The sequence below is a fragment of the Romboutsia sp. 1001713B170131_170501_G6 genome (assembly GCF_015668195.1).
Taxonomy (GTDB): domain Bacteria; phylum Bacillota; class Clostridia; order Peptostreptococcales; family Peptostreptococcaceae; genus Romboutsia_C.
This window is the reverse complement of the sequence record NZ_JADPFC010000002.1, coordinates 294946-307247: the sequence shown is the minus strand read 5'-3', so window position 1 is coordinate 307247 and position 12302 is coordinate 294946. Positions and strand designations below refer to the sequence as shown.

General features: G+C 27.2%; 14 protein-coding genes. 12 read left to right on the top strand and 2 right to left on the bottom strand.

The genetic code is table 11. From position 1 onward, the window contains the following. Position 1 precedes the first annotated feature (1 nt). The 6 genes from ruvX to I4U89_RS07215 all read left to right on the top strand — a co-directional run bounded on the left by ruvX (position 2) and on the right by I4U89_RS07215 (position 4205). Positions 2–427 (top strand): Holliday junction resolvase RuvX, encoded by a 426-nt coding sequence (gene ruvX, locus I4U89_RS07240; protein WP_092924608.1) that lies wholly within the window; start codon positions 2–4, stop codon positions 425–427. Positions 428–494: 67 nt separating this feature from the next. Next, positions 495–767 carry a DUF1292 domain-containing protein gene (locus tag I4U89_RS07235; RefSeq protein ID WP_092924610.1) on the top strand — a complete coding sequence of 91 codons (273 nt, stop codon included), beginning with the start codon at positions 495–497 and terminating at the stop codon, positions 765–767. A 223-nt stretch (positions 768–990) separates the two neighbouring features. Beyond that, a complete protein-coding gene (locus I4U89_RS07230; RefSeq protein ID WP_195939722.1) occupies positions 991–1878 on the top strand; it encodes an LCP family protein in 888 nt (295 codons plus the stop codon). A gap of 85 nt (positions 1879–1963) precedes the next feature. Then, positions 1964–2401, top strand: coding sequence for a Fur family transcriptional regulator (locus I4U89_RS07225; RefSeq protein WP_195939721.1), 438 nt, complete (start codon positions 1964–1966; stop codon positions 2399–2401). 260 nt (positions 2402–2661) lie between these two features. Then, positions 2662–3465 (top strand): motility protein A, encoded by an 804-nt coding sequence (locus tag I4U89_RS07220; protein ID WP_195939720.1) that lies wholly within the window; start codon positions 2662–2664, stop codon positions 3463–3465. Positions 3466–3467: 2 nt separating this feature from the next. Then, positions 3468–4205, top strand: coding sequence for a flagellar motor protein MotB (locus tag I4U89_RS07215; protein WP_195939719.1), 738 nt, complete (start codon positions 3468–3470; stop codon positions 4203–4205). A gap of 197 nt (positions 4206–4402) precedes the next feature. Here the strand turns inward: I4U89_RS07215 and I4U89_RS07210 are convergent, their stop codons facing one another. Then, complete coding sequence (locus tag I4U89_RS07210) at positions 4403–5167, bottom strand: metal-dependent hydrolase (protein WP_195939718.1); 765 nt, start codon at positions 5165–5167, stop codon at positions 4403–4405. Positions 5168–5547: 380 nt separating this feature from the next. Here I4U89_RS07210 and I4U89_RS07205 point away from each other — a divergent pair, with 380 nt between their 5' ends. The 5 genes from I4U89_RS07205 (at position 5548) to I4U89_RS07185 (ending at position 9439) form a co-directional block, all read left to right on the top strand. After that, positions 5548–7221 carry a ribonuclease J gene (locus tag I4U89_RS07205; protein ID WP_195939717.1) on the top strand — a complete coding sequence of 558 codons (1674 nt, stop codon included), beginning with the start codon at positions 5548–5550 and terminating at the stop codon, positions 7219–7221. A gap of 56 nt (positions 7222–7277) precedes the next feature. Next, positions 7278–7613 (top strand): YlbF family regulator, encoded by a 336-nt coding sequence (locus tag I4U89_RS07200; RefSeq protein WP_195939716.1) that lies wholly within the window; start codon positions 7278–7280, stop codon positions 7611–7613. A 47-nt stretch (positions 7614–7660) separates the two neighbouring features. After that, a complete protein-coding gene (locus I4U89_RS07195) occupies positions 7661–7948 on the top strand; it encodes a DUF503 domain-containing protein (RefSeq protein ID WP_195939715.1) in 288 nt (95 codons plus the stop codon). Positions 7949–8070: 122 nt separating this feature from the next. After that, on the top strand, positions 8071–8262 hold the full coding sequence (locus I4U89_RS07190; RefSeq protein WP_195939714.1) for a CD1290 family small acid-soluble spore protein: 192 nt from the start codon (positions 8071–8073) through the stop codon (positions 8260–8262). Positions 8263–8290: 28 nt separating this feature from the next. Continuing rightward, positions 8291–9439: a D-alanyl-D-alanine carboxypeptidase family protein gene (locus tag I4U89_RS07185; protein WP_195939713.1), complete on the top strand. Its 1149-nt coding sequence runs from the start codon at positions 8291–8293 to the stop codon at positions 9437–9439. 54 nt (positions 9440–9493) lie between these two features. Here the strand turns inward: I4U89_RS07185 and I4U89_RS07180 are convergent, their stop codons facing one another. Then, positions 9494–10387 carry a LysR family transcriptional regulator gene (locus I4U89_RS07180; RefSeq protein WP_195939712.1) on the bottom strand — a complete coding sequence of 298 codons (894 nt, stop codon included), beginning with the start codon at positions 10385–10387 and terminating at the stop codon, positions 9494–9496. A gap of 196 nt (positions 10388–10583) precedes the next feature. Here I4U89_RS07180 and I4U89_RS07175 point away from each other — a divergent pair, with 196 nt between their 5' ends. Then, positions 10584–12284: an FAD-dependent oxidoreductase gene (locus I4U89_RS07175; protein WP_195939711.1), complete on the top strand. Its 1701-nt coding sequence runs from the start codon at positions 10584–10586 to the stop codon at positions 12282–12284. Positions 12285–12302 lie beyond the last annotated feature (18 nt).

Below are 12302 nucleotides of genomic sequence, written 5' to 3'. Positions count from 1 at the left end.
AATGCTAGACGGAAGAATAATGGGACTTGATGTTGGAGATAAGACTATAGGAGTTGCAGTTAGTGATTTAATGGGTCTTACAGCACAAGGAGTTAAAACTGTAAAGAGAATAGGTAAGAAAAAAGATATAGAAGCATTAAAAGAAATAATAAAAGAAAGACAGGTAACTAAAATAGTTTCAGGTCTACCTAAGAATATGAATGGAACATTAGGACCACAAGGTGAAAAAGTAATAAAGTTTTGTGAATTATTACAAGAAGAAACGGGAATAACAATAGAGTATTGGGATGAAAGATTATCAACAGTAGCAGCAGAAAGAACACTTATACAAGGTAATGTTAGAAGAGAAAATAGAAAAAGTGTTATAGATATGGTAGCAGCTGTAATAATACTTCAAGGATACTTAGATAGACAAAGAAATTTTTAAAATATATATAAATTAGCAAGTTTATGATATATAATATAGTTAATAAATAGAATTAGAGGTGGATAACATGCAAGAAAATATAATAAACTTAATTGATGAAAATGGCCAAGAAAGTGCTTTTGAAATAATATTAACACTAGAAGCTGAAGGAAAAGAATACGCTATATTAGTTCCATTAGAAGAAGAAACAGAAGAAGCTTTAGTATTTAGAATTGACCAAGATGAAGAAGGCGAAATATTAGTTCCATTAGAAGATGACAAGGAATATGAAATAGTTGTTGATGTATACAACACATTAATGGAAGAAGAAGGATTAAACTTCGACGAAGACGAAGAATAATAAAAAACTACCTAGCAATAGGTAGTTTTTTTATATATTAAAGGATTATAAATTATTTGTTTTTTGGATAATTTATAATCATAGCATAACAAAATTTGAGCAACGGATGTATCCGTAGTAAGAGCAAGGATATATCATTGGCAAAATTAGCATGACGAATTTTTTGATTAAAAATTTAATAGTGAGGCAAAATATTTACAAATAAGAATAAGGAGTAATGATAATGAAAAAATTTATATTATGTCTTTTTATAGTACTTATTTGTATAACACAAAAAGTTGACTCATTAGAAAATAGTAGTTTAGAAAAGAGTAAAAATTATATTGAAAATATACTTTTAATTGGGATAGATAGTTCAAATCCTAATAAACCATCAAGGTCTGATTGTATGATAATACTAACTATAGATACTAAAAATAAAGCTTTAAGGCTTACATCACTAGCCAGAGATACATTAGTTAATATACCTAATATAGGATATGAAAAATTAAATCATGCATATGCTTATGGTAAGGAAAAGCTACTTTTAGAAACAATAAATAATAATTTTAACTTAGATATAAAAGATTATGCAGTAGTAGATTTTAAATCATTTATAGAAATAGTAGATACTATAGGAGGGGTAGAAGTAGATGTTAGCGAAAAGGAAATAGACTACCTTAATAAAACTATAGAAGCTTGCTATGGTTTAAATACTCAAAATGAGGGTAATATTAAGTATATAAACAAAGTAGGAAATAATAAATTAAATGGATATCAAGCTCTTGCTTATGCAAGAATAAGGAAGATGGATACCATTTACAAGCGAGATGAAAGACAAAGAAAAATATTAACAGATATAGCAAATAAATTAACTAATATATCTTTAAAAGATTATCCAAAGGTTATAAGTAGTGTAGTTAAACATATAGATGTAAATATATCTATTGATAAAATATTTAAGTTAGCATTAATATCTCAAAGATTAGCTAACTATGAAATAAAGCAATTGGAGTTTCCATTAGAAGAGTATAGAGATGAAGGTATAAGCAATGAAAGTAAAAAGTATGTTATAAAGTGGGACAAAGAAGAAAATCTGAAAATTTTAAATAATTTTATATATAAGAAATAAAATGTTTATAAATCATTGACAAAATGACCATTATCAAATAAAATAATTAATAAAGATTATCAATTGAAAACAAGGGTGATATTATATGAATACAATGGAGTTATTAAAAGATAAATTAAAAGAAACAGGATTTAAAATAACACCACAAAGAAGAGCAATAGTTGAAATACTTATAAAAAATACAGATAAACATTTAAGTAGTGAAGAAATATATGACTTAGTTAGAGTAGATTGTCCTGAAATTGGATTAGCAACAGTTTATAGAACTATGCAGTTATTAGATGATGTTGGAGTTATATCAAAGCTTAACTTAGATGATGGATGTATAAGATATGAAATATGCTTAGACAAAGAAGATAGCCATAATCACCATCATTTAATATGCAAAAGCTGTTCAAAGATAATAGAGGTTAAAGAAGATTTACTAGACTCAATCGAAAGACAAATACAAGAAACATATAAATTTGAAATAATAGATCACGATTTAAAGTTTTACGGACTATGTGAAGATTGTTCTAAATAAAAATATAAGTATATATAATTATATTTTTTACTAGATAAAAAGGCATCTATCAAAAGATAGATGCCTTTTTTTATTATGTATATTTATTAAATGTATTTACTTAATAATTGATAAAAGATACAAAATTTATATAAATAAAAAATGTTAAATATATAAAAACATACTTAATATATGATGATAAAAGCCGATAATATAAATTATAAATATTAGAATAGTTAAGCGTTCTAAAGATATAAAAAATATAGAAGGGACATTGAATTATGACTGGTTTAATATCGTTATTTTTAGGTTTTGGATTTTTATTACTAGGTTTCATGGGTGAAGGAGGGCATGCTAGTGCTCTTGTTTCTTGGACTCCTCTTGTAATAGTATTTGGAGGAACAATTGGTTCCTTAGGTACATCATTTACTCCTAAACAATTAAAAAATATAGGTAGAATTTTAAAAGTTGCTTTCACTAGAAAATCAGCAGACTTAGTAGAGGTAATAGCATATCTTAATCATGTATTAGATAAAGTAAAAAAAGAAGGTTTTTTAAGTATTGAAGCTGAAGTCGATGAAGAAGAAAAAATGGATCCTTTTATGAAAAAGGCGCTTTTATCAGCTATTGATGGGGTTCACCCTGAAGAGCTTAGAAATATGTTAGAAATTGAAGCAGCAATGAGTTTTAAAAGACATAAGGTTGGTGCAGCTATATTTGACTCTGCTGGAGGAACAGCACCAACTATGGGTATCGTTGGTACAGTATTAGGTCTTATACACGTTCTTGGAGGGCTAGCAAATGCTGATATGAATGCATTAGGAGGTAGTATATCAGCTGCATTCTTAGCAACTCTTTATGGACTTGGAAGTGCTAACTTAATATTCCTTCCAATTGCAACTAGACTTAAAAATTTAGGTAAAAATGAACAATTAGAAAAAGAAATTATAATGGAAGGTATAACATTAATTCAACAAGAAGTAAGCTCAACAATATTTATAGAAACTCTTAAAGGTTTTTTAGATAAAAAGGATCAAGCTAAGTTAGAAGAAAGATATTTAGAACATGTTGAATTGGAGGGTTAATCATGCAAAAAAGAAATAGATTTGAAGAAGAAGAAGAGCATGAAAACCATGAACGTTGGTTACTTTCCTATGCAGACTTTATAACGTTATTAATGATATTTTTTATTATAATGTATGCAATGAGTAGTATAAATAAAGGAAAATATGAAAAACTTACAACTGCTTTAAACGAGGCTATGGGTGGTGGAACGGCTATAGCAAATACTGGAAGTAATATGGGCGGAGAAACTGGAAATGGTCTAACTGAAAAAGAAAAGTTAGAGCAAGTAAAAGAAAAGTTAGATAAATATCTAAAAGAAAATAATCTTTCAAGTAGTGTTAATACAAAACTAGAAGAAAGAGGATTAGTTGTTAGTTTTAATGATTCATTATTTTTTGACAGTGGCAAAGCAGAAGTAAAACCAGATCAAGTTAATAAACTTGTTAAAATAAGTGAAATTATAAATAAATCCGTAGTAAAAGATAGCTACATAAGAGTTGAAGGGTATACAGATAATGTGCCTATGCACAATGAAATATATAAATCTAACTGGGACTTATCAGTAATGAGAGCTAGTAACGTAGCGCAGATTTTAATAAATAATGGTGGAATAAATCCTCAAAAAATATCTGCAATAGGTTATTCAGAATATAGACCAAAATCTGATAATAGTACAGTAGAAGGTAAGGCTAAAAATAGAAGAGTAGATATATTAATATTAAATTCTAAATTTAATGAAGTTGAGAATAATAAAAAATAAAATATATATGCTCTAATTAAAAATTTACATAAAATTATTAATTTAAATATGACTAGTGTAGTTACTGAATATTTATAGTAGCTATAATTTAGAATTAAAAAAGATATTAGCACAAACTGTGTTAATATCTTTTTTATATACAACTAAGATTTAATATTTTAAGTATTTTTAAATAAATTTTTTTATACCTAAAAGTATCATAAGATTGTTAAATTTAATAAATTAAACTTATTTATTATAGTGAAAACTACCAATGTAGTTAAAATAATAATAAATATTATTTCAATGGCATTATTTAAAAAGCCACCTACTTTAAAAAATCCAAAAGAAAACTTTTTATCACTAATTGGATATAAAAGAGGAATACCTGATCTTGTAAATAAATCTCCTAAAAATATATGACTAGCATAACTTATAGTTCCAAAAAATGATAAATTTAATATATTAGTTATTAGCTCTATTTGTTTTAATAAAAAATATACTATAATTATTGCAAATATACTGTGAGAAAAACTTCTATGTTTTAGCCAAGGAAATGTGGCAAGCATAAAGCAAAATATAGAAAAATATATTTTAAAATTCACTAAATAAAGACAAAATCCGAGAAGTATAAATATTAATGATATAAATACTTTTCTTAAAAATGTATGATTAAGCTTTGACTCTATTATAAAAATAGATATAAATGTTATTAGTGAGCTTAAGTAAAAGTTATCATTTATCTTAAGTGATATAAAAAATATAAATACATTTATCAAATATATTGTAATTTTTAAAATAAACTTAGAAGTATTCTTTTTTAAAAACATTTCAGATACTATTGAATTTGATTCATCTAAATCTGGTAGAATAGAGAAAAAAGCAGATAGTATGATATTAAAAATAGATATTGGTATATTAAATAATAATGAGGCTTCAATAACACTTAAAACACCTATAGTACAATGAGTTTTACCCCTCATAAAACCTCCCATTATAATTTAGATAAATATAATGTATATTTATTACTAAATTTTATTTAAATCAATACCTAAATAAAATGCATATTTAAGTATATAATTACAACTTTACTTAATTTGAGCAACGGATTTATCCGTAGTGATAGCAAGGATATATCGTTGGCGAAATGAGCAAAGCGAATTTTTATTTTATAGTTTGAGAATATCAGAATAATTTGACTTTGTCAAAATAATACAATAAATGTATTTCAAATACTACTTAATTTATTGATGAAATTATGGTACAATGATAATAACTGGTAAAGAGTGCGTGAATCGATATTATTTAAAATTTTAGAACGTGTTGAAATTTTAATAAAAACTGAATAGACATAGAGGAGATGATGCAGTTGTTTAAAAAAAGCGCCAATAAGATAAAAGTAATGGCACTAGGCGGTCTTAACGAAGTCGGCAAAAACATGACAGTTATCGAATACAAAGACGAAATAATTGTTATAGATGCGGGATTAAGTTTTCCAGATGATGATATGTTAGGGGTAGATATAGTTATACCAGATATAACTTATTTAATCAAAAACAGAGATAAAATAAAGGGTATATTCATCACACACGGACATGAAGACCATATAGGAGCGCTTCCTTATATACTTAAAAAAATTAATGTACCTGTGTATGGTTCTAAGTTAAGCATAGGTCTTATACAAGTTAAGTTAAAGGAACATAAGTTAAATAACGTTAAGTTAAACGTTACTACACCAAGACAAATAATAAAGTTAGATCATATGGATGTTGAATTTATAAGAAATAATCACAGTATACCGGATGCTTGTTCTATAGCTGTTCATACAGATCAAGGAATAATATATCATACAGGTGACTTTAAAATAGACTTAACACCTATTGATGGAGATGTAATGGATATGCATAGAATATGTGAGCTAAGCAAAAAAGGTATACTTTTAATGTTAGCTGATAGTACTAATGCTGAAAGACCAGGATCTACATTATCTGAAAAGACAGTAGGATTAGGATTATACGATTTATTTAGAAAAGCTGAAAATAGTAGAATAATAGTTGCAACATTTGCATCTAATATACACAGATTACAACAAATAATAAATGCAGCAGAAAGATTTGGAAGAAAAGTTGCAGTTTCAGGAAGATCTATGGTAAATGTAGTAGGCGTTGCTAGTGAATTAGGATATTTAGACGTACCTGAAAATATGCTAATAGATCTAAATGACCTTCATAGATATGAAGATAGTGAAGTAGTTATAATAACTACAGGTTCTCAAGGAGAGCCAATGTCAGCTCTTGCTAGAATGGCAAGTTCTGATCATAAGAAAGTGGAAATAAGAAATGGAGATTTTATAATAATATCAGCTCATCCAATACCAGGAAATGAGAAGTTAATATCTAAGGTAATAAACTGCCTATTTGAAAAAGGTGCAGAAGTTGTCTATGATGAAGTAGACATACACGTATCAGGACATGCTAAGCAAGAAGAATTAAAATTAATCCATAGATTAGCTAAACCTAAGTTTTTCATGCCAGCACATGGTGAGTATAGAATGCTTAAAAAGCATGCAGAACTAGCAGAAGAATTAGGTATGCCTAGTCAAAATATATTTGTAAATAAAACAGGAGATGTTTTAGAAATAGATAGAAATTCAGCTAAGGTAACAGGAACTATACAAACAGGTAATGTATTAGTTGATGGATTAGGTGTAGGAGATGTAGGAAACATTGTTTTAAGAGATAGAAAGCATTTATCAGAAGATGGACTTATGATAGTTGTAGTTACTATATCTAAAGAAGAAGGAAGAGTATTAGCAGGACCAGACATAATATCTAGAGGATTTGTATATGTAAGAGAATCTGAAGATTTAATGGATGGAGCTAAAAATGTTATAAAAGACGTACTAAGAGACTGCGAAGATAAAAACATTAAAGAGTGGGCTTATTTAAAAAATAGTATAAAAGAAAACTTAAAAGAATACTTATATCAAAGAACAAAGAGAAATCCTATGATACTTCCTATAATAATGGAGGTATAATTATAAAAGATTGAATATAATTTATTATATTCAATCTTTTTTTATGGGGGGAAACTATGTCAGTAAAAGATAGTGCTATGAAACTAGCAAATGAAATAAGAAATAGTAAGGAATATAAAGACTTTAGAAAAAATATGAATGAAGTAAAAAAAGATAAATCTTGTGAAAAGCTTTTAAAGGAGTATCAAGATATTCAAATTAAAGCACAAGGATATGTACTAAGAAACCAAGAGGTAGATAAAAAAGTTGTTATGAAACTAGAATCTATAGGTAAAAAAGTATCTAATAATAAAAAATTATATAACTATTTAAATAGTGAGCAAAAATTTAAATCTATGATGGATGATATAAATAAAATACTTGCTAAAAGTGTTGAAAAGGATTATAAATAGAAATACTATTAATAAATTTCATAGACTCACTAAGGAGAAAATAATGTATGAAGATACTAGTCTTAAAAATAAGTTTAAGAGCAAATTGGGTTCATTCTCTTAAAGAAAAAAGAATGATAGTAAAAAGTATAATAAAAAAACTACAAAATAATTTTAATGTATCTATTATAGAAGTAGATAATCAAGATGTTCATCAGATAATATCAATAGGAATATGTAGTATAAGTTTAGAATTTAGTATGTGTGATTCAATAAAAGAAAAAATAATAAACTTTATAGAAGACAACACTGATGCAGTAATATTTGAAATAGAAGAAGAAATAATAAATTACTAAAAAAGGGCTTAAAATTAAGTCCTTTTTTATTTTTTAAATACATTACAAAAAATAACAATCATAAATACCTTATATTAGTAAAAGATAAAAACATATAGAAATTTACTAATAGGAGGTAAAATATGAGTAAGCAAAATGCAAAAAAAGCTCTAAAGCAATTAAGAATGGAAGTTGCAGCTGATTACGGGATGACTTATGATGATGCATTTGAAATAATAGAACATGCACATGTAAATGAAGTTTTAGCTAATCATTTAAAAAGAGTAGAAGAGCATAAGACGTATTTTTCTAACAAATTAAATAATCAAAATTAACATAACTTAAGCATAAGAGGTGTATAATATGAAAAAGCTAGCTAGTATATTAGTTGCATTTATAATGGCTATTATACCTATTAATACAAGTTTTGCAAATGATACAGGAAACATAAATATATCATCAAAATCTGCAGTACTTATGGATGTAGGTAGTGGAAAAGTTTTATATGAAAAACAAGCACATGAAAAGTTGCCACCAGCTAGTGTTACAAAAGTAATGACTATGCTTTTATGTATGGAAGCATTAGATAGTGGCAAGCTAAAATTAACAGATGAAGTACAAATAAGTGAAAATGCATCTAGTATGGGTGGAAGTCAGATATTCTTAGAGGCTGGAGAAGTACAAGATGTAGATACATTAATAAAAGGTATAGCAGTAGCATCAGCAAATGACGCTTGTGTAGCTATGGGAGAACATATTGGAGGAAGTGTAGAAGGCTTTGTAGATATGATGAATCAAAAAGCTAAAGAATTAGGTATGAAGGATACTAATTTTGTAAACACTAACGGACTTCCAGTTGATAATCACTACACTACTGCTTATGATATAGCTTTAATGTCTAGAGAACTATTAAAGCATGAAGGTATAAGTAAATACCTTACAACTTGGATGGACAAGGTTGTAGTAGGAAAGAAAAAGGTAGAAGTAGGACTTGCTAATACTAATAAGATGGTAAAACACTATCAAGGTACAACAGGTGTTAAAACAGGATTTACACAACAAGCAAAATATTGTTTATCTGCATCAGCTAAAAGAGGAGATACTCATTTAATAGCAGTAACATTAGGTGCAGAAACTTCACCAGAAAGATTTAAGGATTCTTCTAACTTACTAAACTATGGATTTGCAAATTATGAAAGCGTTAAACTTTGTACAAAAGATGATAAAATAGCAAACATGAAGATAGATAAAGCTGAAGATGAAAATATAGAGTTAGTTGCAAAAGATGATTTAAGTCTTTTAATTAAAAAGGGTGGAAATAAAAAGTTTGAAAGAAAAGTTAAGCTAAATGAAAATCTAAAGCTTCCTATCAAAAAGGGAAGTGTACTTGGACAGATGGAAATATATCAAAATAAAAAGTCTATAGGGAAAGTGGACTTAGTAAACACTAAAGATATAAATAAAGCTGGATATATAAAAATGCTACAAAGAGTTATAGAAAATATGTTTTAAAAAATAGGTGCCTTAAACAACTTTTAAAGTTAGTATAAGGCACTTATTTTTCTATTAATAACAAAAACATCTAGATTTAGATGTTATAAATTTCATAAAAATCTCTTCTGATTTACTAAATTTATAATTCTTTCTATAAGATATATAATAACTAAATTTAGTATCTAATCCTTTTACATCAACTTTCTTTAGAGTTTGATTTCTAAGTTCTTGTCTAATTGTAATTTTAGGAACAAAAGAAAGCCCCCTACCAGAAACTACAGATTGTTTTATTGCTTCAGGGGAATTAAATGAAAATATTATATTTAGTTTATCAACATCAACGCCATTTTTTCTAAGTATATTTTCTAAGTTAAGCCTAGTGGCAGATGAATCTTCTCTCATTACTATTGGTATATTATAAATATCATCTATAGATATTTTATTATAATTAGAATCTGGACTTGCAACTAAAACAAGTTCATCAGAAAGTATAGATACACACTCTAAATCATTAGGAACAGAGGATTCTTGAATTATTCCTAAGTTTAGGGTCATATCTTGTATTTTTTTTATAATTGAAAAAGTACTATCTATATGCATGGATATATTTATATCACTGTATATTTGTTTAAAAGTATATAAAGTACAAGGAAGGGCGTAATCCCCCATACTTCTGCATGAACCTATATTTAAATCAGTATTTCTTTCTTCAAGCTTTTTTAAAGAAAGATGTATATTATCTTCAAGTGCTAATATAGCATCCGCATAATCATAAACTATTTTACCTTCTTCAGTAAGTTCAACACCCCTACGCCCCCTATTTAATAGACATACTCCAAGAGTATTCTCAAGACTTTGGATTTGCATACTAAGACCAGGTTGACTTAAATGAAGCTTCTTAGCAGCTTTAGATATACTTTTATATTTAACAGTATTGTAAAACGAACGTAAATGTATAAGATTCATAAACACTCTCCTAAAAATTTTTCAAATAAATGATATTTAATTCCTACAATAATTACATTATATAACAAAACGTTATCATATATAACAAATACTTATATAAAATGATATAAAAACTATGTTAATATTTAAATATAGATTTGATATAAAATTAACGAGTAATTAGTATTATAAAATATATTAAACTGAGGTGAAGAAATTGAGTAGGAAAATTTTAATAGTAGGTGGAGTTGCAGGTGGAGCTTCAGCTGCAGCTAGGCTTAGAAGACTTAATGAAAATGATAGAATAATAATGTTTGAAAAAGGTCCACATGTATCTTTCTCAAATTGTTGTTTGCCATATCATTTAAGTGATGTTATAGAAGATGCAGAGTCTTTAGTTCTTATGCAACCAGAAAAATTTTTTAATCAATATAGAATAGATGCAAGAATAAATAATGAAGTTATAGATATAGATAGAAGAAATAAAAAAATTAAAGTTAAGGATTTAATAAGTAATAAAGAGTACGAAGAAAGCTACGATAAGTTAATATTATCTCCTGGTGCAAAGCCAATAGTACCTAATATACCTGGAATTGAAAATATAAATGTATTTACAGTTAGAAATGTTGTTGATATAGCAAAATTAAAATATTTTACTAATAAGTCACCTGAAAACAAGGTAACTGTAATAGGTGGAGGATTTGTAGGAGTTGAAGTTACTGAAAATCTTAGGGAAGCTGGATATGATGTAACATTAATAGAAGCATCTAAGCAAATAATGAAGCCATTTGATTATGATATGGTACAAATACTTCATAAAGAGTTAGATGATAAAGGGGTTAATTTAATATTAGAAGATAAGGTCGTAGCATTTGAAGATGGACATACTATACTAGATTCAGGAAGAAAAATAAAATCAGATGTAGTTATTATGGCTATAGGGGTTACTCCTGATATTAAGCTAGCTAAAAAAGCAGAATTAGATATAGGTGAATCTGGAGCTATAAAGGTAGATCATAATTATTGTACAAATGATAAAGACATATATGCAGTAGGGGATGCAATAGAAGTATATAATGCTTTAACTCACAAAAAAACTAGATTACCACTTGCAGGGCCTGCTCAAAAACAAGCAAGAGCTGTTGCAGATCATATAAACAATATTCAAGTTAGAAATACTGGATTTATAGGTTCTTCAGTTATAAAAGTATTTGATTTAAATGGAGCATCTACTGGTCTTAATGAAAATATGATAAAAGAATTAGACATTAATATAGACTATGAAGTTGCAAGGATTATACCTTCAGATAAAGTTGGATTAATGCCAGGAGCAAGCCCAATGCACTTTAAATTAATATTTGAAGTACCAACAGGAAAAATACTAGGAGCACAAGCTATAGGTAAAGGAAGTGTAGACAAAAGAGTAGATGTTATAGCAACTCTTATAAAATTTGGTGGAACTGTAGAAGATTTAAAAGATTTAGAGCTATGCTATGCACCAACATTTTCAACTGCAAAGGATGTAGTAAACCATGCTGGGTATGTAGCATCAAATTTACTTAACAATACATTTAAGCAAGTACCTGTTACAAAGGTTAGAGAGTTAGTAGAAAAGGGGGAATATATAATAGATGTTAGAGAAGAAAATGAATTTGAATTAGGTCATGTAGTAGGAGCTAAAAACATACCTTTAAGTCAATTAAGAGATAGATTAGATGAAATACCAAAAGATAAAACATTATATGTACACTGTAGAAGTGCACAAAGAAGTTATAATGCAGTATTAGCACTTAAGCAATTAGGATTTGAAAATATATATAATATAGCTGGAAGTTTTTTAGGAATATGCTTATATGAATATTTTAATGATAAGACTAAAAATAGAAAGCCTATAGTTACACAATATAATTTTAATTAGGGGACAATTTGGAGGAGT

What these genes read in the sequence shown, in the direction of transcription:
- ruvX (WP_092924608.1), top strand. Translation starts at nt 2, where the DNA reads ATGCTAGACGGAAGAATAATGGGACTTGATGTTGGAGATAAGACTATA.
- I4U89_RS07235 (WP_092924610.1), top strand. Translation starts at nt 495, where the DNA reads ATGCAAGAAAATATAATAAACTTAATTGATGAAAATGGCCAAGAAAGT.
- I4U89_RS07230 (WP_195939722.1), top strand. Translation starts at nt 991, where the DNA reads ATGAAAAAATTTATATTATGTCTTTTTATAGTACTTATTTGTATAACA.
- I4U89_RS07225 (WP_195939721.1), top strand. Translation starts at nt 1,964, where the DNA reads ATGAATACAATGGAGTTATTAAAAGATAAATTAAAAGAAACAGGATTT.
- I4U89_RS07220 (WP_195939720.1), top strand. Translation starts at nt 2,662, where the DNA reads ATGACTGGTTTAATATCGTTATTTTTAGGTTTTGGATTTTTATTACTA.
- I4U89_RS07215 (WP_195939719.1), top strand. Translation starts at nt 3,468, where the DNA reads ATGCAAAAAAGAAATAGATTTGAAGAAGAAGAAGAGCATGAAAACCAT.
- I4U89_RS07210 (WP_195939718.1), bottom strand. Translation starts at nt 5,167, where the DNA reads ATGAGGGGTAAAACTCATTGTACTATAGGTGTTTTAAGTGTTATTGAA.
- I4U89_RS07205 (WP_195939717.1), top strand. Translation starts at nt 5,548, where the DNA reads ATGCAGTTGTTTAAAAAAAGCGCCAATAAGATAAAAGTAATGGCACTA.
- I4U89_RS07200 (WP_195939716.1), top strand. Translation starts at nt 7,278, where the DNA reads ATGTCAGTAAAAGATAGTGCTATGAAACTAGCAAATGAAATAAGAAAT.
- I4U89_RS07195 (WP_195939715.1), top strand. Translation starts at nt 7,661, where the DNA reads ATGAAGATACTAGTCTTAAAAATAAGTTTAAGAGCAAATTGGGTTCAT.
- I4U89_RS07190 (WP_195939714.1), top strand. Translation starts at nt 8,071, where the DNA reads ATGAGTAAGCAAAATGCAAAAAAAGCTCTAAAGCAATTAAGAATGGAA.
- I4U89_RS07185 (WP_195939713.1), top strand. Translation starts at nt 8,291, where the DNA reads ATGAAAAAGCTAGCTAGTATATTAGTTGCATTTATAATGGCTATTATA.
- I4U89_RS07180 (WP_195939712.1), bottom strand. Translation starts at nt 10,387, where the DNA reads ATGAATCTTATACATTTACGTTCGTTTTACAATACTGTTAAATATAAA.